This window comes from Dyella sp. CR10 (assembly GCF_055814425.1).
Genome location: NZ_CP185986.1, coordinates 2,032,444 through 2,054,406 on the forward strand (window position 1 = coordinate 2,032,444; position 21,963 = coordinate 2,054,406).

23 protein-coding genes are annotated in these 21,963 nt (G+C 59.7%); 9 read left to right on the plus strand and 14 right to left on the minus strand.

The window, feature by feature from the left end; genetic code table 11:
- The first annotated feature begins 57 nt into the window (after positions 1 to 57).
- From ACNR9O_RS09065 to ACNR9O_RS09080, 4 genes are all read left to right on the plus strand, one after another.
- Positions 58 to 252: a hypothetical protein gene (locus ACNR9O_RS09065; protein ID WP_473681359.1), complete on the plus strand. Its 195-nt coding sequence runs from the start codon at positions 58 to 60 to the stop codon at positions 250 to 252.
- Positions 249 to 494, plus strand: coding sequence for a hypothetical protein (locus ACNR9O_RS09070; protein WP_473681357.1), 246 nt, complete (start codon positions 249 to 251; stop codon positions 492 to 494). Before ACNR9O_RS09065 ends, ACNR9O_RS09070 begins: the two co-directional genes overlap by 4 nt.
- 67 nt (positions 495 to 561) lie before the next feature.
- Positions 562 to 1,053 carry a fumarylacetoacetate hydrolase family protein gene (locus ACNR9O_RS09075; RefSeq protein ID WP_473681355.1) on the plus strand — a complete coding sequence of 164 codons (492 nt, stop codon included), beginning with the start codon at positions 562 to 564 and terminating at the stop codon, positions 1,051 to 1,053.
- 86 nt (positions 1,054 to 1,139) lie between these two features.
- On the plus strand, positions 1,140 to 2,021 hold the full coding sequence (locus ACNR9O_RS09080) for a pirin family protein (RefSeq protein WP_473681353.1): 882 nt from the start codon (positions 1,140 to 1,142) through the stop codon (positions 2,019 to 2,021).
- Between the two features lie 435 nt (positions 2,022 to 2,456).
- On the opposite strand, the gene ACNR9O_RS09085 is transcribed toward ACNR9O_RS09080, so the two are convergent.
- The 5 genes from ACNR9O_RS09085 to ACNR9O_RS09105 form a co-directional block, all read right to left on the minus strand.
- On the minus strand, positions 2,457 to 2,849 hold the full coding sequence (locus ACNR9O_RS09085) for a hypothetical protein (RefSeq protein WP_473681351.1): 393 nt from the start codon (positions 2,847 to 2,849) through the stop codon (positions 2,457 to 2,459).
- 156 nt (positions 2,850 to 3,005) lie between these two features.
- The gene (locus ACNR9O_RS09090; protein ID WP_473681349.1) at positions 3,006 to 3,593 is read right to left on the minus strand and encodes a carbapenem self-resistance protein CarG family protein; all 588 of its coding nucleotides are present in this window, start codon (positions 3,591 to 3,593) and stop codon (positions 3,006 to 3,008) included.
- Positions 3,594 to 4,561: 968 nt separating this feature from the next.
- Positions 4,562 to 4,912: a hypothetical protein gene (locus ACNR9O_RS09095; RefSeq protein WP_473681347.1), complete on the minus strand. Its 351-nt coding sequence runs from the start codon at positions 4,910 to 4,912 to the stop codon at positions 4,562 to 4,564.
- A gap of 280 nt (positions 4,913 to 5,192) precedes the next feature.
- On the minus strand, positions 5,193 to 5,585 hold the full coding sequence (locus ACNR9O_RS09100; RefSeq protein WP_473681344.1) for a DUF1398 domain-containing protein: 393 nt from the start codon (positions 5,583 to 5,585) through the stop codon (positions 5,193 to 5,195).
- A gap of 270 nt (positions 5,586 to 5,855) precedes the next feature.
- Positions 5,856 to 6,806, minus strand: coding sequence for a patatin-like phospholipase family protein (locus ACNR9O_RS09105; RefSeq protein WP_473681342.1), 951 nt, complete (start codon positions 6,804 to 6,806; stop codon positions 5,856 to 5,858).
- Between the two features lie 714 nt (positions 6,807 to 7,520).
- Here ACNR9O_RS09105 and ACNR9O_RS09110 point away from each other — a divergent pair.
- Entirely contained in the window at positions 7,521 to 7,754 is a 234-nt protein-coding gene (locus ACNR9O_RS09110) for a hypothetical protein (protein ID WP_473681340.1), read from the plus strand.
- 220 nt (positions 7,755 to 7,974) lie between these two features.
- Here ACNR9O_RS09110 and ACNR9O_RS09115 read toward each other — a convergent pair whose 3' ends face one another.
- From ACNR9O_RS09115 to ACNR9O_RS09140, 6 genes are all read right to left on the minus strand, one after another.
- Positions 7,975 to 9,489 carry a catalase gene (locus ACNR9O_RS09115; RefSeq protein ID WP_473681338.1) on the minus strand — a complete coding sequence of 505 codons (1,515 nt, stop codon included), beginning with the start codon at positions 9,487 to 9,489 and terminating at the stop codon, positions 7,975 to 7,977.
- Positions 9,490 to 9,698: 209 nt separating this feature from the next.
- Positions 9,699 to 10,565, minus strand: a complete 867-nt coding sequence (locus ACNR9O_RS09120; protein WP_473681336.1) for an alpha/beta fold hydrolase — start codon at positions 10,563 to 10,565, stop codon at positions 9,699 to 9,701.
- A 24-nt stretch (positions 10,566 to 10,589) separates the two neighbouring features.
- The gene (locus tag ACNR9O_RS09125) at positions 10,590 to 11,495 is read right to left on the minus strand and encodes an alpha/beta hydrolase (protein WP_473681334.1); all 906 of its coding nucleotides are present in this window, start codon (positions 11,493 to 11,495) and stop codon (positions 10,590 to 10,592) included.
- A 503-nt stretch (positions 11,496 to 11,998) separates the two neighbouring features.
- Entirely contained in the window at positions 11,999 to 12,913 is a 915-nt protein-coding gene (locus ACNR9O_RS09130; protein WP_473681332.1) for an MBL fold metallo-hydrolase, read from the minus strand.
- Between the two features lie 382 nt (positions 12,914 to 13,295).
- Positions 13,296 to 14,369, minus strand: coding sequence for an MBL fold metallo-hydrolase (locus ACNR9O_RS09135; RefSeq protein WP_473681330.1), 1,074 nt, complete (start codon positions 14,367 to 14,369; stop codon positions 13,296 to 13,298).
- A gap of 139 nt (positions 14,370 to 14,508) precedes the next feature.
- Entirely contained in the window at positions 14,509 to 15,411 is a 903-nt protein-coding gene (locus ACNR9O_RS09140; protein ID WP_473681329.1) for a hypothetical protein, read from the minus strand.
- Between ACNR9O_RS09140 and ACNR9O_RS09145 the strand changes: the two genes are divergently transcribed.
- Both ACNR9O_RS09145 and ACNR9O_RS09150 read left to right on the plus strand, forming a co-directional pair.
- Complete coding sequence (locus ACNR9O_RS09145; protein ID WP_473681327.1) at positions 15,410 to 16,483, plus strand: sensor histidine kinase; 1,074 nt, start codon at positions 15,410 to 15,412, stop codon at positions 16,481 to 16,483. The genes ACNR9O_RS09140 and ACNR9O_RS09145 overlap by 2 nt on opposite strands.
- A gap of 204 nt (positions 16,484 to 16,687) precedes the next feature.
- Positions 16,688 to 17,590 (plus strand): RNA polymerase sigma-70 factor, encoded by a 903-nt coding sequence (locus ACNR9O_RS09150; RefSeq protein ID WP_473681324.1) that lies wholly within the window; start codon positions 16,688 to 16,690, stop codon positions 17,588 to 17,590.
- Between the two features lie 179 nt (positions 17,591 to 17,769).
- Here ACNR9O_RS09150 and ACNR9O_RS09155 read toward each other — a convergent pair whose 3' ends face one another.
- The 3 genes from ACNR9O_RS09155 to ACNR9O_RS09165 all read right to left on the minus strand — a co-directional run bounded on the left by ACNR9O_RS09155 (position 17,770) and on the right by ACNR9O_RS09165 (position 19,754).
- Positions 17,770 to 18,201 carry a cupin domain-containing protein gene (locus ACNR9O_RS09155; RefSeq protein WP_473681322.1) on the minus strand — a complete coding sequence of 144 codons (432 nt, stop codon included), beginning with the start codon at positions 18,199 to 18,201 and terminating at the stop codon, positions 17,770 to 17,772.
- A gap of 31 nt (positions 18,202 to 18,232) precedes the next feature.
- The gene (locus tag ACNR9O_RS09160) at positions 18,233 to 18,712 is read right to left on the minus strand and encodes a carboxymuconolactone decarboxylase family protein (protein ID WP_473681320.1); all 480 of its coding nucleotides are present in this window, start codon (positions 18,710 to 18,712) and stop codon (positions 18,233 to 18,235) included.
- Positions 18,713 to 18,989: 277 nt separating this feature from the next.
- Complete coding sequence (locus ACNR9O_RS09165) at positions 18,990 to 19,754, minus strand: SDR family oxidoreductase (protein WP_473681318.1); 765 nt, start codon at positions 19,752 to 19,754, stop codon at positions 18,990 to 18,992.
- Between the two features lie 316 nt (positions 19,755 to 20,070).
- On the opposite strand from ACNR9O_RS09165, the gene ACNR9O_RS09170 reads away from it, so the two are divergent.
- Positions 20,071 to 20,658: a TMEM175 family protein gene (locus tag ACNR9O_RS09170; RefSeq protein WP_473681315.1), complete on the plus strand. Its 588-nt coding sequence runs from the start codon at positions 20,071 to 20,073 to the stop codon at positions 20,656 to 20,658.
- 148 nt (positions 20,659 to 20,806) lie between these two features.
- Entirely contained in the window at positions 20,807 to 21,862 is a 1,056-nt protein-coding gene (locus tag ACNR9O_RS09175; RefSeq protein WP_473681312.1) for a LysR family transcriptional regulator, read from the plus strand.
- Positions 21,863 to 21,963: the final 101 nt, after the last annotated feature.

A 21,963-nucleotide genomic window follows, 5' to 3' on the forward strand; every position in this document is an offset into this window, starting at 1 on the left:
GCCCTCGTCGATATCCAGCACCATCAAAGGGGTGCCTTTGACGTGCACCTTGAGAGCATGATCGAGGATTCCAAGCAACATCGCGAATGGCTGGCCTATCGTGATCGCTGGGCGTCCAAAGGCTATCCAAACTACCTGCGTGTCTCCGGCGGCATGGTTGATTTGCGTGCCGGTGAGCGCATCCCTACCCTTTGGCAGGTCGTCTACGAGCGCGGCTCGCTCATCCTCACGAAAAAACCGGAACACCAATGAACGCACAAACCGAACAGGGAGATTGGATGATGGGCGGCAGCAGTGATGAGAAGGCACATGCTGTGCTTGGCATCTCCGAGATGGAGGTTGCGCAGATGGTCGTCGAGGCCTACGCCTATGCGTGGGACAAGTGCCGTGGCGACAAGTTAAGCAGTGGCGGGAAATCGCGATGGGTACACGAGCTGATCCAGGAGCTTGAGTACAACCTGCGCGAACGGCTGGATGTGCTTGATCCCGAGTGATGTCAGATAAAGCGCCCCTCCTTCCGCATGCCGCTTCTTCTCGACCAAGGATGCGTGCCGCATCGCGTTGCAGGCCTATTTCACTGCTACCAAGCACATCGAGGAGTCGCATGAGCTCAAAGACGCTATTAGTGGAGTTTCAGAACCTAGTCAGGCGACGCAGGACGCGACCCTCGCTTCAGTATCGCAATGCGTCGCTGGTCTTCGCCGAGGCAAGCGTCCGAGAGTGGCCGGGGTCTTCGGGCCGGAGCTCGTCACCCCAGATGAGCTGTCGCCGGGCGCGAAGGGCTTGCGGGTAACCACCCGACTAAACGGCAAACTGGTGCAGGACGCCAACACGAGCGACATGATCTTCGATGTCGCGACGACGATTGAAATCCTTTCGGAGGTAATGACACTCGACGTTGGCGATGTCGTGGTGATGGGGACACCGTCCGGCGTAGGGTTTGCGCGCGATCCCAAGCTCTGGATGCGGCCTGGCGACATCTGCGAATGCGCCATCGAAGAGGTCGGAGGACTGCGGAACCGGATCGTCGCGCCGGAGGCTCACCACCCATAGAGTCTCTGGCCTGCCCCAACGTTCGTCGCGCTGAGCGCATGCGGGCCGGACAGGCCCAAGCGCAACTGCCCCAAGAGGATCTGCACATGACCAACAGTCGCACGATCGCCGCGACACACGCTGCCAAGCGCCAGGACATAGGCGACCTCATCACTCGAGTACCTCTCCCGAGCGCCACGCTGAGGCAACTCGATCCGTACCTGGTGCTGGCCCACCACGGACCGCAGACCTATCCGCCGGGCAACAGCGGTCTGCCCTTTGGGCCACATCCGCATCGGGGTTTCGAGACGGTTACCTTCATCCGGAAAGGCAGCCTTGCGCACGGCGACACCGGCGGGCACCTCAGCGTTATCAACGAAGGCGGTGTTCAGTGGATGACGGCGGGCTCGGGCCTGGTCCACGTCGAGCAGGCACCTGCCGAGCTGAAGCGCGACGGGGGACCTCTTGAGCTCCTGCAGATGTGGCTCAACCTACCGTCGGGGCTAAAGATGACTCAGCCGCGTTACAGCGGCCTCCAGGCCGCGCAGATTCCGACCGTTTCGCTGGCCGACGGGATGGGCGAGCTGCATCTCGTCGCGGGCGAATTCGGCGGTGTGGCCGGACCGATTCATCCGCCGACCGATGTCTTCATGACCAGCGTGGACCTGAAGGCAGGAGCCAAGGTGAGCCTACCTGCGCCGGCCAGCCGTAGCGTCTTCCTGTACATCGTCGAAGGGTCAGGCGTGATCGGTGACACGCCGTTCGAGCGTTGGCAATTGCTTGAGCTTAATGGGGACGGCGACGTCATGGATATCGAAGCCATGACTGACACATCGCTGATCTTCAGTCACGCCGACCCGCTGAATGAGCCGGTTGTATCCCAAGGGCCGTTCGTGATGAACACCGAGGAGGAAATCCAACAGGCTATTCGTGACTATCAGTCAGGACAGTTCGGCTCTGCTAGCGAAATGCAAGAGGTGGGGCGATAGGCCCAGTCAGCCTGAATTCCCATCGCGCCATAGGAAAGGGATTGAGTGGGGGCAAGCCCCCTCCTCTTTCCTGCTATAGCACGCGGGATGATCGTTAAGCGTTGACGCGCCCCGCTGCTATACCGTCAACGCCCCCTGTGTCGGTTCCTGCCGAGGCTTGAGCTGAGCCAGCATCGTCTCGATTGCACCTGACGAAGTTCGATCTGGAGGGCGCTGATCTGATGCTCGTGCCGCTGCAGTTCCTGATATCGACATGGTTTGCGAAGCTTTGGCAACCACGCTTAGCTCACGCCATTCCGACCGAAATCTCTAGCTGGTAATCGCAGGGTCGCAAGGCGCTCGAGCGACTATCGTCGTGTGCATACTTGAGTGAGCTCAAACGCTTGATCCGGCCTTAGCGGCCAGGGCTAGCCACGCCCTGAGCCCAACTCTCGATCAATCAGTAATCTTCATCGCAATTTCGAAAGGGAAACCATTGGCGTCGGCATGGGGCGGCGAAGCCGGGAAAGGCGCGTCCGCGAACTTGTTCCCGACGCATGCAGTCATTTTGGTATCCGGACGGGCCTCGATCCGGGTTGCCGTGCCATCGGCCTGGATGTCCGCCACAAGCACGAAGTTGTTGGTGTCCCGAGACACGCCTTTTGGAAAGCATTCGGCCATTGCTTTTTGCACGAAACCGCCAATAGCGCTGTAGACGGCGCTGCTGTAGGCCTGGCCTTCCTGTGTATCCAACATCCTCTTGGCTGCGGCCACGCGGCTATCAAACGAGTCGGTCGCGAAAGCATTGGCTGCTACCAGGATCCATGCTACGAAAATGAACTTTTTCATATGCACTCCTCTTTGGTTTCGTGAATTGCATGTCTTCGGACGGTTTGAACGCAGAAACTCCAGAGAGGGATGCGTGAGGCTCCGAGTCCGCTTCGGGCAATGTCTGGTTCGGGTCGAAAGCGGACCCGTTAATTCCCGGGACTCTCGATCAAGGTTTCACTCGCTGGAACGTTCGCCCGTTCCTAGATGCAGTTCCTTATCAAATGCCTCATTGACATCGCAATAATTAGCCTTGGCGACTATCGACCGCTTCTTCTTGAAAAACAGCCCTGGTCGCCCCGGGACGGCAGCGTCGTTCCTCGCCAGTTCGTAGTAGGTAAAGTGAACGACGCTGCTGTCTGCGTAGCCTTGCCCGATCTCACGATCGCCGACCACCATTTGGGTTGGCTGGCCCGCCGTTCCGCGGAGCAGGCGAAAATCGTGCAGCACGCAATCGGCGCCGCCGCTTATCAATATGACGTCGTGCTCGCTTTCTTTCTCGTTCGCATAGTCGCCGAACAATGGAACAAGCTTCCATGTGCCCGCGTCGTGCACATAAAAAGTTACGACATCGAAGTCATGGGCATTGAAGTTCTCGCGCAAGGCCCTGACGGACATGAACTCCCTGCCGTCAAGCGCGAACTGGCTGGCTCCATTGCCAATGGATACGCTATTGCCCTCTCGCTGTTCGGCGGCCGAAGCCATCCCGACATTGAGAGTCAATGCGACATAAAGAGCGGCTATCGCGCAAGTACGCCTTGGCATTTTGACTCCTGATTAGTCTATTGACTGATCTGGCGAGGCCATGTCCGTCATGGATCGAAGGCGGACGTGCCGCTGTTTGAAGCTACTCCGACACGCAATGGTATTTCGACACGACTCCATCCTTCTTTGAATAGCCAGCGGCCCGGGCGCTCAAGAGGTGCTCGTGCCGAACTTCGGTTGCGCGCGAATCGTCATTCTTGCCTCGGTGATGGGCATCGCTTCCCCACCAAAGGTTCTCGCCGCAGCGCCGCACAGTGTCCGGGCTCCCCATCCGGTTCATGACTGAGGCCTCGGACTCACCTCGCTGAATTTGTTCGAACTCGGGCGCCATCCCAGGCATCTTGCGGCCACCCGCGACCGCACGATGAACGCAATTCTGTTCAAGCCGTAGGGCATGAAGGGGTTGGAAATATGTCCACTACGGGCCGATCGCGGGCGTTAGCCTGAGGGCAGACCATCTCTGCTTGGCGCCCCCTCCCTTTAGTGCTCCACCATGTCATGGCTGAATCAAACATCCTTGTCGCCCTCGAGAGCTTCAATCATTGGTCGAAGCTTTGGACGTTCCTCGAAACGGTGCTCACCGATACGAGTCTTTCTTCTTCCGAGCGCCTAGAGGTTCGCCGACTATGTACCGCCGCCTGCAGCGCGGCACATTGGCAGGCTCAAGACCGATCCACGGGGACTGAGGTGGCAAGCCGCGTGCTGCATGAAACCTTCCCTTGGCTTAGCGTGCCGGCGTGCACTCAGCTGGTTCGAGCCGTCGCTTACGAATGGAGGTAAGTCAACGCGCAACGCCACTCCAGGGGCGCGCAGCCGCCGGCCCTGGGTCAAACGGCCGGATTCTCTATCGGTGGTTGGCCAAGAAAACGGGGGGCATCGGCTGATTGAACTCCAAATCGCTGTGCTGCTCAAAAGCGGGGGCGTCGGACGTACCGGATTTGCCAAAAGCGTCAACGACGCAGGCCCCATCAAGGAAACTTAGAGCGATCGAGGCACTTCACTGGCTCAGGGCCACTAAGTTCGTGTATCACATCAAAATTGTGGCGCACGCGAACCGTCTCGCCATTTACACAAACTTCGTCGACTCCAAGAGCCACGCCACGTTGAGGCGAAGCGTCCGGTGACAACGATGACGATGCCTTTGCCTCTGCCTGGACGGATTGAGCAGAGGCAGGTACCACAATGAACGTCGTCTTCGGTCCCGTCTCCTTAGCGAGCTCTACCGCACGTGAGACATCCTCGATGATGCGCTTACGGGAATATTCCTGATAGCCGACGAAGGCACCCGCGATGATTGCGGCGCCGATCAGTTTCGCCATTAAAACCTTCATTGGCCCGCCCGTGGTCCTGCCAAAAAACCGGAGCCTAAGGGAACCTATCCCCCTCCGAATAGCCGGCAGATTGCCTAATGAAGCACGTTGGCGGGATAGCCATCGAACTTGGCGAAATCGCAGATTCGGGCTTTGGCGGCTATGAATCGAGAGCCGTAAAGGTGAGGCTCATGTCAATGTGCAGGGGCTACAGAGCGCCAGGGTTGCTCCAGCGCCAGGCGCGCCTGGAGTGTCCGCTATGGCTGCGGCTTCAGTTGATCATTAGCGCTCACATGACCTGAATCTGTTTTATCAATAGCGGCGTACCTGCCTTGTCGTAGAACGTCATGGTCAGATTGCCGGTATGGATGGTCCACTTCTCCACGCCGGCCTCGGCCAGCCCCTGGGACATTTCCAAGTACTTGGTCCGGCCGAGTTCATGTTGCCGCAGGTGGCGTAGAAATGCCTCTTGTTCGACAACATCTGCGATGATCAACGGATCATGTACCGGCGGGGACGCCAGCTTGTAGCCGTCCCGGCCGAAATATTCCGAATGACCATCGACCAGGTAGGAATCGTAGTACTCGACGCCAAGTACCTGCAGCGCTCGCACATACTCCACGAGCGTCTTCGCGCTACCGAGTTGCGTGTGGATATCGTCGATTTGCTGGATGGTGAACATCGATCTTTCTCTCGTGGGAACGTCCAGCCTTAGTAAAAAATATAGACCATTAGACCTCCTGGCATTTGGAATGGCCTGGGACCATGCAGCTGGGGCGTATAGACATCTGCCACCATCAGGGCAATCGACACGAGAACTACGACAACGAAGATGTTGTCTGCATGCCCCATCACAGCAGAGGTCTCACCATTCGAGTCACCATTGCGGCCATGATCGACCATGGCGCTCCCCTTTAATGGTCCGCCCCGGATCGGAAGCGGACTTCAAGTGCTACCGCCAGAACTCCATAAGCTCATTTGCTAGCGCTTTGCCGTGGTTGTAACCGGCAAGAGCGGCAGGTTTTCGCGCCGACAGATCCATCATGTTGGCACCGAAGGCACTGAGCGCGTCGCCGTCCGGGAAGATCGTCTCGACTCTGCTTCCACTTGCGCGGAGTTCATCAATCTGTGTGGCAAGTTGCATGCCCCACTCCAGTGGATGCCGTGTCCTTCCGCCAAAGGGAGACAGTACTAGCACCCGGGCGTAACCGGCGGCTAGGTCCGCATTCTCGTTTCGCCGATAGCCGCCGTCGATGTATCGCTTATCGCCAATGCGGTAGGGAGGGAAGCCAAAACCGTTCGAAGTGCTGGCGGCGATCGCGTCTACGAGCTCGACCCCGCTACGACGGTCGAACACGGCCGGCTCTCCGGTATGGGCATCGACCGCCGTGATGAGCAACGATTGTTCCGGCCAGTGCTGACTGGGCAATCGAGCGGCGACGACCTCGCGCCAGCGGGTTCGCTCAATGTCATCTGACGCCGCATGTACTTCAAGCGCAGCAGCACCCATTTTGCGGCGCATTTCGGCCGCACTTTCCGCCGAGGCGATGATTCCGTTCGTTATCTCCCAATAGCTTGGCACCAACCCGATGGGAGCGCGCCGACTCTCGGGACTATCCGGACTTGTCCGCTGCAAGGGTGTTTCGGTTCGTTGCAGGGGCGCGTCGGATTGTATGGCGAAAAACAATTCGGTCGGGCTCATACTGATGATCTGTGCAGCCGTGGTTGCTCCAGCTGAAGTCCCGACGATCAATTCAGCCTTAGTCGCATCCAATCCACCATTGAGAAGGCCAGCGACGATACCAATCTCCCACGCATTGCCGGCCGCCCCGCCCCCATGGAGGACCAAGGCGCGTTTACCTATTTCTTCCATGCCACCTCTTCTACGGATTGAATTGATCAAGCCAAGGACTTTCCGTTGCTGGTCAAGCGCCGGAGCACTTTTGCCAAAAGCGCCAACGCCTCAGGCCCGCTCAAGGAAGCTTGGAGCGCTCGAAACACTTCACTGGCTTACTGTCATGATACTCGTGCGCAACGTCGAAATTATGGTTTATGCGCACTGTCTCGCCATTTACACAAACTTCGTCGGCCCCAAGAGCCATCGCGCGTTGAAGCGTAGTGTCCGACGATGGCAGTGACTTCATCTCTATCTCGAGAGGCTGACCAGGGGTCGAAGGCACCGTAAAGAACATCGTCTCGGAATCCTCCTTAGCGATCCTCACCGCACGCGGGACATCCTCGATAATGCGCTTAACGTCGTATTCCTGATAACAGACGAAGGCGCCCCCAATGATTGTGGCGCTGATCACTTTCGCTACGAGAGCCTTCATTGGTTCGCTAGTGGCCCCAGCCAAAAAAAGGAGCGTACGGTAAGCCATTCCCCTACGAATAGCCGGCGGATTGCCTGATGAGGCACGTTGGCGGGATAGCCATCGAACTTGGCGAGATCGCAGATTCGAGCTTTAGCGGCTAGCCCACGTACCCCAAAATGAAGCGGCGCCTAACCTTAGTCCTTCGCTTTGCGTCATTCGACTATCCAGCGTGGGTATGAGCCTTCACGAACGGATATCAATAAGCGTTTCGCGCTCGCCGTAAGCACTAGATATATGGGCCGACCATGCGCCTGAGTACTCGTATGGGCGATATGCATCAGGCCTACATCCACTGGAGCGAGGTAGCCAAGCATTACCAGCCTTCCGGCAATCTTGGCCTCGACCCTCTTGAGTCGGCCGCATTCAATGTCGAGCAAGGCGTCAACATCTGCCTGGCTCAGTTCGATAGGCATGTCGCCCCCAACCTCTGCGCTGCCGTTTTCAGCGAGCATCCTCGTGTCTACTGCGATACGTTTTGAGCTGGATCAATAAAATTCCCTGCTGCGGCCAGCTATGGCCATTAACGTGCGCTTGTCATTGGCTGCCGAGGTGAGGCAGATACCTGCCTTGTCGTAGAACGTCATGGTCAGCGATGCACATCTTCGTCTACCCGTCACGCGGCGGCGACGGCAGCTCAAGTCAAGCAAAAGCAGGAGAAAACCCAAGTCACGCCGTGCGCTAATGATGGCGATTTCTACCTCAAATGTTCTCCGCAAGCTCTGGGGATTCCGGTACCTTGGTCGACACCGACATGTTGAGTGCTTTGGCAACGCCTGCACCATAGGCAGGATCACAGCGGAAACAGTTGTCGACATGGCGCTGCTTGATGAAATCTGGAGCATCACCAAGCGCACGCGCCGTGTTATCAAACAACACCTGCTGCTGGCCGACAGTCATCAGCTGGAACAGCTTGCGAGGCTGCGTAAAGTAGTCACTGTCATCCTCTCGATAGTTCCAAAAGTCCGCATACCCGTGAATCTTCAAAGGCGGCTCTCTAAACTCGGGTTGCTCAACCCATTGGCCGAAGCTGTTTGGCTGGTAATGAGGAAGCCCGCCGTAATTTCCATCAATGCGGCCGTAGCCGTCTCGATGGTTGCTGAATACTGGACACCGCGCGGCATTGACTGGAATCTGGTTGTAGTTGACGCCTAACCGATAGCGTTGTGCATCGGCATAATTGAACAGCCGAGCCTGAAGCATCTTGTCTGGCGAAAATCCGATGCCTGGTACCACATTGGATGGCGAGAAGGCCGATTGCTCAACATCCTGAAAGAAGTTCTCAGGGTTTCGGTTCAGCTCAAACTCGCCCACTTCGACAAGGGGATAGTCTTCTTTGTACCAGACCTTGGTGAGATCAAAAGGATGGAACCGATACTTCTCGGCATCGGCCTCGGGCATGATTTGCACGTAAAGCGTCCACTTCGGGAAGTCGCCGCGCTCGATCGCATCGTACAGATCGCGCTGATGACTCTCCCTGTCCCCACCGACGAGCGCACTCGCTTCTGCGTCGGTAAGATTTTCGATGCCTTGTTGGGTCTTGAAGTGAAATTTCACCCAGAAGCGCTCGCCAGACTCATTGTAGAAACTATAGGCGTGGCTTCCGAAGCCATGCATGTGCCGATAGCTTTTGGGGATTCCCCGGTCCGACATGACGATGGTGACTTGATGAAACGCCTCAGGCAAAAGGGTCCAGAAGTCCCAATTGTTGGTGGCGCTCCGCATATTAGTTCTCGGGTCCCTTTTCACTGCCTTGTTGAGATCGGGGAATTTTCTCGGGTCGCGCAGAAAGAAGACCGGCGTGTTATTGCCGACCAGGTCCCAGTTGCCTTGCTCGGTATAAAATTTCAATGCGAAGCCACGAATGTCGCGTTCTGCATCTGCTGCGCCACGCTCGCCCGCAACCGTCGTGAAGCGGGCAAACATCTCAGTCTTCTTGCCGATTTCCGAGAATATTTTCGCGCGCGTGTATCGAGAGATGTCTTTGGTCACGGTGAAGACGCCAAATGCGCCGGATCCCTTGGCATGCATGCGCCGCTCAGGAATGACCTCTCGAACGAAGTTCGCCAGCTTCTCGTTGAGCCAGACATCTTGAGCTAGCAGCGGCCCGCGAGGGCCAGCGGTCAGCGAGTTCTGGTTGTCAGCGACCGGCGCTCCAAAATCCGTAGTGAGATGTGTGACGGGACATTTGTCTCTAGCGGGGATCTTGCCAGACATAGCACAACGCTCCTTCTCAGTGGTAGGCAAGACGGCCTCTTGTCGCGAAGCGCCGCCTAGGCCTGTATCGCCGCACCCTAAACCGCCCCACCATTCAAGGCGGGGTGTCGATGGTGCATTTGCCGTGGCATAGGGCGTTTGTTCACGGTGCCGATGAACCGCCGCATCGGTCAGCCCGTCAGCATCGTCTAGCCGCGAAAGCCAACGCCCTATTTCGCCGCCGCCTCGATCAAGCGCGCAACTTCTTCGGCATGCGACACCATGACGACGTGAGACGCGCCTTTGACCACCTTGACGTCCCTTGCGTTGGCGCGTTTCGCCATGAAAGCCATGGCCTCCGGAGGAATGTTCTTATCTGCGGAGCCGTAGATATGCCAGGAGGGAACGGACTGCCACGCGGCCTTGCCGCTCTTCTCATTGAGCGCGGCTTCCGCGATCGGACGCTGAGTGGCCGCCATAAAGGCCGCCTGGGCAGCCGGCACATCGGCCGCAAACTGCGCGTGGAACTTTTCCTGCCGGATGTAGAGATCCTTGCCCCCATCCGCAAGCGTCACCGGCGGCGCAAGCGTCGTCCCCAGCGTACTGCCTGGGAACCGGTTGGCCAGATCCCCAGCACTTTCGCCCGTCGTCGGCGCAAAAGCGGAGACGTACACCAGCGCCTTAACGTTCGGGTGATCGTTAGCCGCTTCGGTAATGACGCTACCACCGTAAGAGTGCCCAACCAGTACCACCGACTCCTTGAGGCTACCCACCAGGCTGCCAACGTATTGGCCGTCGCTTTTCACGCCACGCAACGGATTGGCCGCAGCAATGACGGAATAGCCGTCCCTGTGAAGAATTCTGATCACATCTGCCCAGCTCGATGCATCAGCGAACGCTCCATGCACCAGCACGATACAGGGCTTTTTCGCCTGCGCAAGAGCGCTTGTTCCGGCGAGCATGGCCGCAACCATGACCAAGCTGGCGAATAGTTTCTTCATATAACTCTCCTCAAAAATTGACAATGAGTCCCGGCCGACACTGATCGTCGTGGCGATGCAGCCGGCGAGCACCAGGATTGGGTTATCTGACTGCATGGGATTGCCTCCCTTACGCTGACGTCAGAGATGATCCGCATCGATAATGGCCTGAACGAACGCCTGCGGCGCCTCCTGTGGCAAGTTGTGACCGACGCCGCCGGTGATCAGGCGATACTCGTATTTCCCGGTGAAGAACTTGCGATATGCGTCGGCTTCGGGATGCGGTGCGCCGTTAGCATCGCCCTCCATGGTGATGGCTGGCACGGCGATCGAGGGGAATCCAGCCAGACGATCTTCCAGGGCGGCGTACTCCGGCTCGCCCTCAGCCAAGCCCAGTCGCCAGCGATAGTTGTGAACCGCAATGGGGACCTGATCCGGGTTATCCAGCGCAGCAGCGCTGCGATCAAAAGTCGCGTCGTTGAAGTGCCACTGCGGCGAAGCGAGCTGCCAGATCAGCCTCGCGAACTCATGTGTGTACTTCTCATATCCCTGACGCCCACGCTCGGTGGCGAAATAGAACTGATACCACCATAGGTATTCCTTCTTCGGTGGCAACGACTGCCTGCCAGCTTCCTGACTCCCAATAAGGTAGCCGCTGACTGATACCAACGCCTTCACCCGCTGGGGCCACAAGGCAGCGACGATGTCGGCCGAGCGTGCACCCCAGTCGAACCCGCCAAGCACAGCGCGATGAATCTCGAGCGCATCCATGAAATCAATGACGTCCCTGGCGAGTGCAGCAGGCTCCGCGTTTCGCAGCGTCGAGGCGGAAAGGAAGCGAGTCGCCCCGAAGCCTCGTGCGTATGGGAGAAGCACCCGATAGCCTTTGGCGGCAAGCGCTGGTGCGACCTCGGCATAGGCATGGATGTCGTAAGGCCAGCCGTGTAGAAGCAGGACCACCGGGCCATCAGCGGGGCCAAACTCTGCGTAGGCCACGTCCAGTGCTCCGGCGTGAATGCGCTTCAACGCGTTGAGCGGTTCTGGCATACCTGCAGTAAACCTGGACGTAGGCGTCATAACGAGCGGGGCCGACTCCGTTTGGGCCGGGACCGTCATACCGAAAAGAGCGATGGCGGCAGCAAAAGCCACTGCGGCCAACTTATGGTGACGGCCGGAATTATTGTTCTGGCACATCGATTGGCTCCCATAAACGAACGATTCGCCGAGCAGAACAGGGCCACTCTCTTTGGACGCTTGCACAGTATCGTCTGGCCTGATCGCCGGCCAACGACATGCGATAGGTCAACTTCGTAGGGGCAGCCTTTCAGGCCCCTACTTCCCAGACTGCCGACTTCCAAACGTAGACCTTCGGTAATCATGGGCAAGCTCCTGTGTGTGGCATGAACTCGCTAGCCCCTTGACTCTTCGCACGAGAAGGTGCCCTCATCCGGGACCACAGGGCGCGCGTGCCATGGTGCCGGGTTGGCTCCTTAGACAGAATGTGGCGCCATTGACGCCACATTCTGATTAGGCCTTAGCCTGAGAAACGTTCAGTAATCCCAGTAAGCCGGCACCCAGCGGTAGGCGTTTCCATTGACCGCCACGCGGCCGACCGACGGGAACGACAGGTGCGTGGCCACGAGCAATTCGCCGCTAGCAGCCAGCTCGCGGAACAGTCGAAGACGGACGTTGACTGCCTCTTCGGGGTCATGCTCGAAACCGTTCTGCCAGTCGGGATGATCGAATCCGACGGGAAACAGGGCGTCACCGGCGAACGTCAACCGATCACCGCCTGATGCGAGGCGGACGATGCTATGCCCCGGCGTGTGGCCGCCTGTGCGACGCGCAATGACTCCCGGTGCCACCTCCCGTTCTTCCTCGAAGGTTTGCAATTGGTCGTGGTACAAGCTCAAGAACCGCTTGGCCGTTACACGAAGTACGTCCGGAATCGGCGGCGGCATGGAGGTCCGGGAGAAGTCAGGCGCCTCCCAGAACTTGGCTTCGGTCGCGGATACGTGGATGCGCACGTCCGGGCGCAGGCGTTCTTTCACGCCATCGCCGAGCAGCCCGCCGACGTGGTCCATATGCAGGTGGGTAAGCACGATATCGGTCAGGGATCCCAGATCGATGCCGGCAGCCCCAAGGCGCTGAACCAGCTGGCCTGCGCGTGGGAAGCCTGCGAATTCGCCGCCCAGTCCGGAATCGACGAGGATGGTCTGGTTGCCGCTGCGAACCACGAGCACGTTTACCGCCCAGTCGAACGACTCCGGCAGGAGCATGTCGTCCAGCCAGGCCGCCCGCACGGCCGGATCGACATTCGTGGACATGGTCGAGAATGGAAGTGGCAGCACGCCATCGCTGATCACCAATACGTCAATATCCCCAATGCGCAGCGCGTAGCGCGACGGAACCAGCTCTTTGGATGCCGCTTCAATGGGGTGCGGAATACTGTGTACTGCGTTCATGTTGTTCTCCTGCTGACCACGGTTACGGAACCGGGCATGCCCGGCTCCACGACTGATACGAGTTTCGGTGGAAGCGCTTGCTTGCTGCCGCTGACGTCGATGAGTCGTGCGTCATTGACTGCGTGCCAACGGCTCACCAGGACCAGATTTCATCGATGCCCTCGGTATTCATGCACCCGCCGTTGAGTAGGTGCGAATAGCATCTGATGGCTTCATGCTAGGTCTCGGCAGAAGGCGTCGGTAGGCATCGCTGGCGGATCACGATGTTGTGCCCTGCGCATCAATCGCCGGCCCGGCGGGCGCCAAGTACTCTCGAGCAACGCCCCGTCAGCATCAGCAATGAAGGCTCGGCCTTTCCTGTCATCGCCATGGGCTACGCCCTTCAATCCACGCGAAGGCTTTGCTCCATGGCGTAGCATTGATCCCAGACGAATGCGTCAAAGGCAGCCAGTCTTGCACTCCACTTGGGTGTCAGCGCATTCACGCATCGCACCGCGACACGCGCCGTGTAGTCATCCGTAAGCGCCCAGGGATTGTCGGCATCGGCGGGATTAATGCCATCCACGAATGGCGTTTGCTTCAGCGCTTCTGCGACGGCCGTTTTTACATCGTTGTCAAACTCGATCTGCGTCTGTACGTCAGCGTGTGTTCCGAGGCGAGCGACGTGGCCGGCAACGAGCTTGTCAAAGGGAAGCTTGGCGAGCAACTCCACCTGTGCCATCCAGCCAGGCAGGTCGTGTGCGACCGCAAAGCGGCGGAAAGGCATCCACCCCGGGAACACGAGGTCGACGGCCATGAGCGTCTTCTGCTCGGGCGCGTAGATGAAAATGTTGCCCGGCTCGTGACCGTCTCCATGGTAGGACAGCTCAAGGCGCTGGCTGCCGAGCTTCAGCTCATACGTCCTGTCGAATGTGATGGTTGGGACAGGTCGCTTCGGATCTGCGCTGCGAACGAGAAGCCGCTTGGTTTCGTTCTGCGCCACGATGACGGGGTGGCCGCCGATAAGGCTGGCTCCACCAATGTGGTCGGTGTGCGAATGGCTGTAGATGATGTGCGTGATCGGGAGATTCGTGACCTCGGAGATCGCCTGCTTTAACGTGGCGGCATACGAAGGCGGCGCATCGACAACGACGACACCGGACTCGTAGACCATGAACATCGATTGATAAGCGTTATCCGTGACCATGTAGAGCCCACGGCCAAGCTGCTCCAGTCGGTAGCCCTTCCGTGGGTCGATGGGAGTGCCCTTGGCCGACTCCGGTATGTCGAGATATTTGCCGATCCTCACGCCGATCCCGGCAATCTCCGGCACGTTCGGGAAGGGGCTCCCCGCGTGGCCTGGTGACACGGGATTCGACGGGCTTCGCTCGGCCTGCAGAGGAGTTGCCGTCACCGGTGCTGAAAGGACCGGGCACGCGGCGAAAGCGACCAGTAGGGACAGCTTGAAGTGACTCATGACGTTCTCCACGGCATTGGGTTGTTAGGTAGGCAGCGCGTACTACGGCCCACAGAGAGAGCCGTCTTTGGAAGATCGACCACCCATCCCTGCCCTGCGGACGACGCCCCCACCGGCGCCTCGATCCATCACCGGATCGTCAGGTCGAGCGGTGAACCGCATCCAAGGGAAGGCCGGCAAGCCATAACGCCAGATTCGTTACATAGAGACGAATCGATCGCTGCGCCTCGGGCGAATGCGCGATTTCGTGGCCAGGCATTTCGCTGACGAAGCTTGGCGACCCACGGGAAGGATCCCAGTTGTAATCGGCGAAGTGATGGAAAGTGGACTCGGCGATCGCCGGTCCCACATCGGCCGTGGGTTCGAACGCCACGGCGAGATTGAAGGGTCGTCCGCTCAGCTTGCTGATACCCGTCGCGATCACGCGTGCCGTCGGATCGTTATGCGGTTTTCCGACGGCCCCTTCGTGGGGATGCGATGGCAGAAAACGAATCGCGCCGCCATTCGTATCGGGGTCGGTCAATACTGGATGCAGAGGAAGGCAAGGTTCGATGCGTTGAAAGTCGCCGTTGGCACCGGAGTGATAGTTGGGCCAAAGGATGTTCGTAGTGATCGTGTCGTCGATCTTGCGCCGCGACAGATCGGGATCGGGGTTCTTGGTATGGAAAAAGTGAGCGGCGCCGACGCCGCCCAGCGTGCATACCGAGCTACCGAGGTCCATATGATCGCGGGCGACGAGCAGGCCGCCACCGCGCCGGCGAAATCGTCCGATGGCCTGGCAGTCCGCGGCGGTCAGGCCTTCGCCCGTATCCACCGCAAACAACCAAAGCTCGTCGAAGGGCGACCTGTCCAGTTTCGACAATACGCTGTCCGGCGCGCCAGATGGATCGCGGTCCCGCGCCGTCACTTCAAACAAGGGCAACCCATCGTGGCCGCGCAAGGCAGCCAAGTGATCCCGCAACAGCCCGAAACGGCCGATGTGCCAGTCGTCCTTGTCGTGAGGAATGGTGGTCTGCAACAAGATGCGATGGATTTGCCGCATGATCACCCTCCTTCCTGCCACCGGAGAATTCCGCGGCATCAATGACGCGCATGGTGAGCCTGCGCCATCGACATCTGTAGGTACGCGCAGGACGCCACGGTGTTTCCATGCGGGAACCAGTGCGCGCGACCATGCAATGTATGGTCGGCTAGAGCATGGACGCGGCTATTGTCGCTTCCCGATCAACGTGGTGATCAATGGTCGATCGCTACCTGCATCGAGGAAGTCCGATCTAGCATCGATCAGGACACATCCATGCGCGATTCGCGCTTCAGGCGGCGAAATGACATCCCTATGCAACCAAATGCTCCATCTGGAGGAGACACTGGCCGAAGAACGCGAGCAACAAGAGATCGCTTTGCGCGCGGACGTATCGAAGGACTTCTGCCTGGCGTTGATATCTCATGAACTCAAGCAGCCTCTGACCACGATGCTGCTGGGCATTGATCGAATGCTTGAGTCAACGTGCGTAAGGCAAGTGCCGCAACTCGCGGACGACTTGCGCGTCGTGCGAGGAGCCGCCCGGCGCCAGGCCAGGATCGTGGCCGACCTGCTTGAGCTTTCGCGGGCAAGGACCGGCAAGATCCGGCTGGCCGTTGAACTCGTCGACGTGGGCGAACTCATGGAAGGACTGACTGCTGCCATTGCCGTCAGCGCGCCTGACAAAGACATCCGCATGATTCGCGATGGATCGGTCAGGCTGTTCTGCGAGGTCGATCCGGTCAGGATCGAACAGATTTTTTCCAATCTCCTGGACAACGCCATCAAGTTCAGCGAGCGCGGAGGCCGCATTGACATCCGCGCCGATGCCTGCAACAGGTTTGCGAAGGTTTCCGTCTCTGATCACGGTGCCGGCATTTCGCCCGAATTCCTGCCGAAAGTGTTCAGCGTATTTGGCCAGGAACCTCGTTCTGCGCCCTTCGCCGCTGGTGGCCTGGGTATCGGCCTGGCTCTTGCTCAAGAGCTTGCCGGGCTCCACAACGGAAAGATCATCGCGGCATCCGAGGGGGCCGGGCTGGGGTCTCAGTTCACGGTCTGGCTCCCCTTGGCCTATGCCACGGAAGATCGATGAAGGATACGTTCCAAGCGGCCCTGAAGCGCGCCGCTCGAGCAAGGGGTCACACATGCCGCGCGTGGGTAATCGCTATGGCATCGGGAAAATTTATCGCTAAGATCGCTCACGGCGGCCGCAGCATGCATCACATCCCGGCGTCCTTCCCTTCCCGCCCGGAGTGGCGAGGGTCGCTTATAAACCTTTGAGATGGGCTGAGATCTTATGGCGGCAAACGATGCGACGGCCGACTTTCATCGACTAAGGGCCAGGCTGCAGAGCGTCGCCTACAGCATGCTCGGCTCCCTGGCGGACGCCGAAGATGTCGTGCAGGATGTCTGGCTGCGATGGCATGCTGCCGAGCCATCGAAGATCTACAACGTCGAGGCATGGCTAGTGACCGCGACGACGCGCACGGCGATAGACCGCCTCCGTTCGCTCAAGGCGCGCCGCGAGCACTATGTCGGGATGTGGCTGCCCGAACCCATCCTTGCCGATACCCCCGAAACGCCGGAGCAGATCAACGAGCGGGCGAGCGACGTGTCGATCGCCCTGCTCACGCTGCTGGAGCGACTGTCGCCTGAAGCTCGCGCCGCCTTCGTTCTGCGCGAAGTATTCGACGTGGAATACCCGGAGATCGCCGAGGTCATCGAAAAGAAGGAGGCCGCCGTCCGCCAGATCGTGCATCGGGCCAAGTCGCAGCTGCGCCATGGCGAGCCGCGCTACATCGTTCCGCCCGAATCCCACGTGCGCCTGGTGAAGCGCCTGGCCGAGGCGATGGCCAAGGGTGAGTTCAAGATCCTGAGGTCCCTGCTGGCGGATGATGCACAACTCATCGGTGACGGCGGCGGCCACGTACTGAGCTTCGCCCATCCGCTCGTTGGCGGCCAGCGCATTGCGCAGTTGTTCTACGCGTCAAACCTGCGCTTCAAGAGCGACCTGCGTATCCAGCTGGCGACGATCAATGGGGAGCTCGCCATACTTCGATATATCGGTCCGCTGCTGGAGTCTGTCCAGTCATTCCAGACGGACGGTGAGCATGTCCTGTCTTGCCTCGTCCAGCGCAACCCGGAAAAGCTGCAGCGAGTTGCCTCCAGACTGGGAGTGCGGCTGCTCACCACGATGTGACGATGCCGGATCCGCCGCCTACCGCCATCTTGTTTTGGCGGCAGCTCGCCATGGGGCCCTGATGACGAGAGCAAGCGCGTACATGGAACACCACAAATGCCGGTACCGCACGCCCCGCTCCATGGCGGCAGTCGAACGCGCGGCACCGGCAGACATGGGCCGATGGAGGCCGAACGGGCTCAGTTCACCGGCGTCAGCACCGGGGCGCCCCGGTCCTTGAGCAAGAAGACGATGAACTTCGCCGGCTCCGTCTTGCTCGCATTCCGGCCGACGGTGTGCACATCGTTGGGTCCCTCATAGAACGTCTGGCCCGCCGTGAGCGTGACCGTCTTGCCGCCCTGGACACCCATCACAATCGTGCCCTCGAGTACATAGACAAAGGCATGCGCATCATGGCGATGCACAGGATCCGCGGAACCCGGCGGATATTCGACAGCTATCATTTCCACTTCCTTGCCCGGGTAATCGCTGAGCGCCTTGGTCACGAGCGGAATGACCTTTGCATCGATTCCGGACCGTCCAGCCGCTTGTGCCTCGGCGTGAGGCTGCTCCGCATGGGCCATACTGCACACGAGCAACAACGCCACGGCGAGCATCTTTGACTTAATCATGACCTGCAACCTCCTTGATGTGCCGTAGGCATTAACCCAGGCCAGCCTTGTCCAGGCCGAGCGCCTTGTCGAATGCGCCGGGCTGCGGGCGGAATGCCACGTTGATGCGATTCCAGGCGTTGATCGCCATGATCAGATAGGTCAGGTCGGTCAGTTCTTTCTCCGAGAGTTGCGTACGCACCCGCTCGTAGACATCGTCCGGAACGCCCTGCTGCGGGATCTGCGTCAGCGCTTCGGTCCATGCCAGTGCGGCCCGCTCGCGCGGAGAGAACAGCGTGGATTCGCGCCATGCGGCGACGTGATGCAGGCGCAATGGGCGCTCGCTGCGCAGCGTGGCCTCCTTCACGTGCATGTCCAGGCAGAAGGTGCAGCCATTGATCTGCGATGCGCGGATATTCACCAGGTCATGGATCGATTCCTCGATCGAGGAATGCTTGAGTGAATTGCTGAAGTCGGCAAACTTCTTGAAGAAGTCGGGCGACTGCTTCTGATAGTCGATGCGCTGGGTCATAAGTAGTCCTTGTGCTGGGATTCTGCTGAGGTACCCGTGCCCGATGAGTCACGGCGGCAGCGAAGACTAGATTCGTCGATGGAGTCCCGGTAGCGCCGTCGGGTGGCGCATGGTGTTGCCCTCAGGGCATCAATGCCCGGCGCGGTAGCGCGGGCATGCGTGACATGCCCGGCGCCGATGACGCGGTGAGGTCATCGACGCATGTGTATGGGCCATGGCGATCGACAAAGCGGTGCGCCTTCCGCTTGCCCAGTCGCTTTCGTGTCCGAATGGTCCATCACCAGCCGGCACCCCAGTATTCGGACTGGCCAATCCACGCCTGAAAATCCGTGCAGCAGATGCGCGCTCCTTCACCCGGAAGAAGCGAATCGTCGTCCAGCCTCGCGCCATAGTACGGAGCGTGGACGTCGGTCACCACATCGTAGGGCGCCTCAATCTCGGTGAGAAAGCGCTGGATGATCTCGGAGAGTCGCTGCCGTTCCGGCCCGGCAATTTCGACGATCGCATTCTTCGCCGGCCGGACGGCCAGCTCGGCCAGCGAGGCAGCGACGTCAGCGGACGCTACCGGCTGGATATAGGCCGGCGACAGGCGGAGCGATTGTTTGTAAACGCTCAATTCGACGATTTCGAGGAGAAACTCGAAGAATTGGGTGGCGTGGAGAATAGTGAAAGGAATGCCTGATTCCCGGATCAGCCGCTCCTGCACCGCCTTGCCCTTGAAGTACGGGCTGTCGTCCAGCCGGCCGGTACCCACGACCGAAAGCGATACGTGATGCGAAACCCCTGCCTCGACTTCGGCCTGGATGAGGTTGGCGCCGCCGACCTTGAAGAACTCGTAGGGTGCCGTGCCATCGCGCACGGGTGAATTGGTCACATCGATGACCACCTCCGCGCCCGCAAGCGCCTCGCGAAGGCCTTTCCCGGAGATGATATCGACGCCGGATGCACGCGACGCAGCCGATGCGTCGTACCCACTGGCCTGTAGCCGGCGGATGACATTCCTGCCGACGAGCCCACTGCCCCCCAACACAACGATTTTCATGACCACCTCGAAGGCGATGCCGGGTGTCCGCACGGGTGACGACACGCCAGACAACGATCAGCGAAACAACCTTCAGCAGTCGCCGATGCTAGGCGAGGACATTGGCCGTCAATAGTCGCGTCGAGGGACATGGCGAGTTGTTTTCAACGCACCAATGTCTTGCTCGCAGGAGATGGTTTTGGGCTCGCACCCCGTATAACGTGCACAGCCTCCGGGATGACAGGCATGCACTGATGCCGGCGCATTGCGTGCCGCCCTGCCCGGTACGCCGCGCACGATGCGATCCGGTATCGCACACGGCCCATGAGGCATCGATATGGAAAAGGGACGATTGGAAGCCTTTACCGACGGCGTCATCGCCGTAGTCATTACGGTCATGGTGCTGGAATTGCACGTGCCGTCCGACGGGACATGGATGGCCCTGCTGAATGACGCCACGGTCTTCCTCAGCTACATCCTCAGCTTCGTGTACGTCGGAATCTATTGGAACAACCATCACCACATGCTGCAGCTGGTCCGCCGCATCAACGGCAACGCGATGTGGCTGAACCTGCTCTTTCTGTTTTGCCTGTCCCTGTTTCCATTTTCCACCGCCTGGCTCAACAAGGTCCATCCGCGCCCTTCGGCGGTACCGACGGTGTTTTACGGCATCACCTTGCTCCTCACCGCCATTTCCTGGGAGCTGCTTGCCCGCTCACTGGTCAAGGTGAACGGCGGCACCAGCTCCGAACTGGGCAAGGCGCTCGGTGCCGACCGCAAGACGAAGGCATCGATCGTGATCCAGATCGTCGCCATTGCCTTCACCTACGCCAGTCCGGTGGCCGCCTGCCTCATCTATGCCACCGTCGCCGCCATCTGGTTCATTCCGGATCCGCGGATCGAGCGTCAACTGGGCGACCGCTGATTCCACACGCCCGCCCTCTGACCACCCCTCTCGGGCGGCCATGTCACAAACGCCCCGCCTGAAACGACTGGGAGGTGTCAGCGCCGGACGCACCCGCTTCCAGGGTTCGTGCGCGCCCCGAATCGCAGCTATCACGAGGCTTCCACTCATGACCCTCACGCCGCAGGACAAACCCCAGGGCGACGCCGGGGATGCTCTCGCCTCCAGCTTCACGGCCAGCTATGCCGGCGTGGTCGCCTTCATCGCCGTGGCCGTCGAGGGGAGCTTCGCCCGCGCCGCGGACCGGCTTGGCGTAGGCAGGTCCGCGGTGAGCCGCAGCGTGCAGAAGCTGGAGGCACAGCTGGACGCGCGCCTTTTCCTGCGGACCACGCGCAGCACTTCGCTCACGCGCGAAGGTGAGCTGTTCTATCGCAACTGCCACCCCGGGGTGCAGCGGATCGTCCAGGCCCTGGAGGATATGCGCGAGCTTCGTGCGGGCCCGCCGCGCGGCCATCTGCGCATCAGCGCGACCATGGGCTTCGGACGAAAGATCGTCGCTCCCTTGCTCGCCGGCTTCCGCTCCCGCTACCCGGATATCGCCATCGACCTCCTGCTTGACGAGCGGTCCGCCGATTTCACGTCGGACCGGGTGGACGTGGCCATTCGCGACGGGCAACTGGAAGATAGCCAGATCATCGCCAGGCGCCTCGTGCCCATGCAGATGCTGGCGTGCGCCTCGCCCACCTATGCCCTGAAGCATGGCCTTCCCAAGCTCATCGACGACCTCCCGTCACACGCTTGCATCAACTACCGCACGACGTCGGGACGGATAGCGGAGTGGGAATTCAAGATCGATGGTCGCAAGCACAAACTGACGCCGCGCTCGGTCTACACCTTCAATGATGCCGACCTGGTCATGCAGAGTGTGCTTGCCGGCGAGGGTATCGCACAGCTGGCGGGCTACCAGGCGGCCGAGCATCTGCGAGCGGGTCGCCTGGTGGCCTGCCTGACGCCGTACGCTCCGGACGATCGCGGACATTACCTCTGTTACTTGAGCCGGCAGCACCTGCCTGCGCGCATCCGAGTGTTCATCGACTACATGACCGAAGCCGTGCGCTCCATGGATCTGCAGTACGTCGCCGGCCTCGGCCCGTCGGAGTATGCGGCACCCGCCGAAGTGCACGAGGCGGATCTGTTGCAGTTCCCCCTCAAGCAGGCCAATTGATGCCTCCGACGCAACATGGTGAGCCCCTCACAGCGCCTACCGACCTTCGCTAGTGACATCTAGCATGGAATACGACGCGCCATCGGCGCCCTTTTTGGATA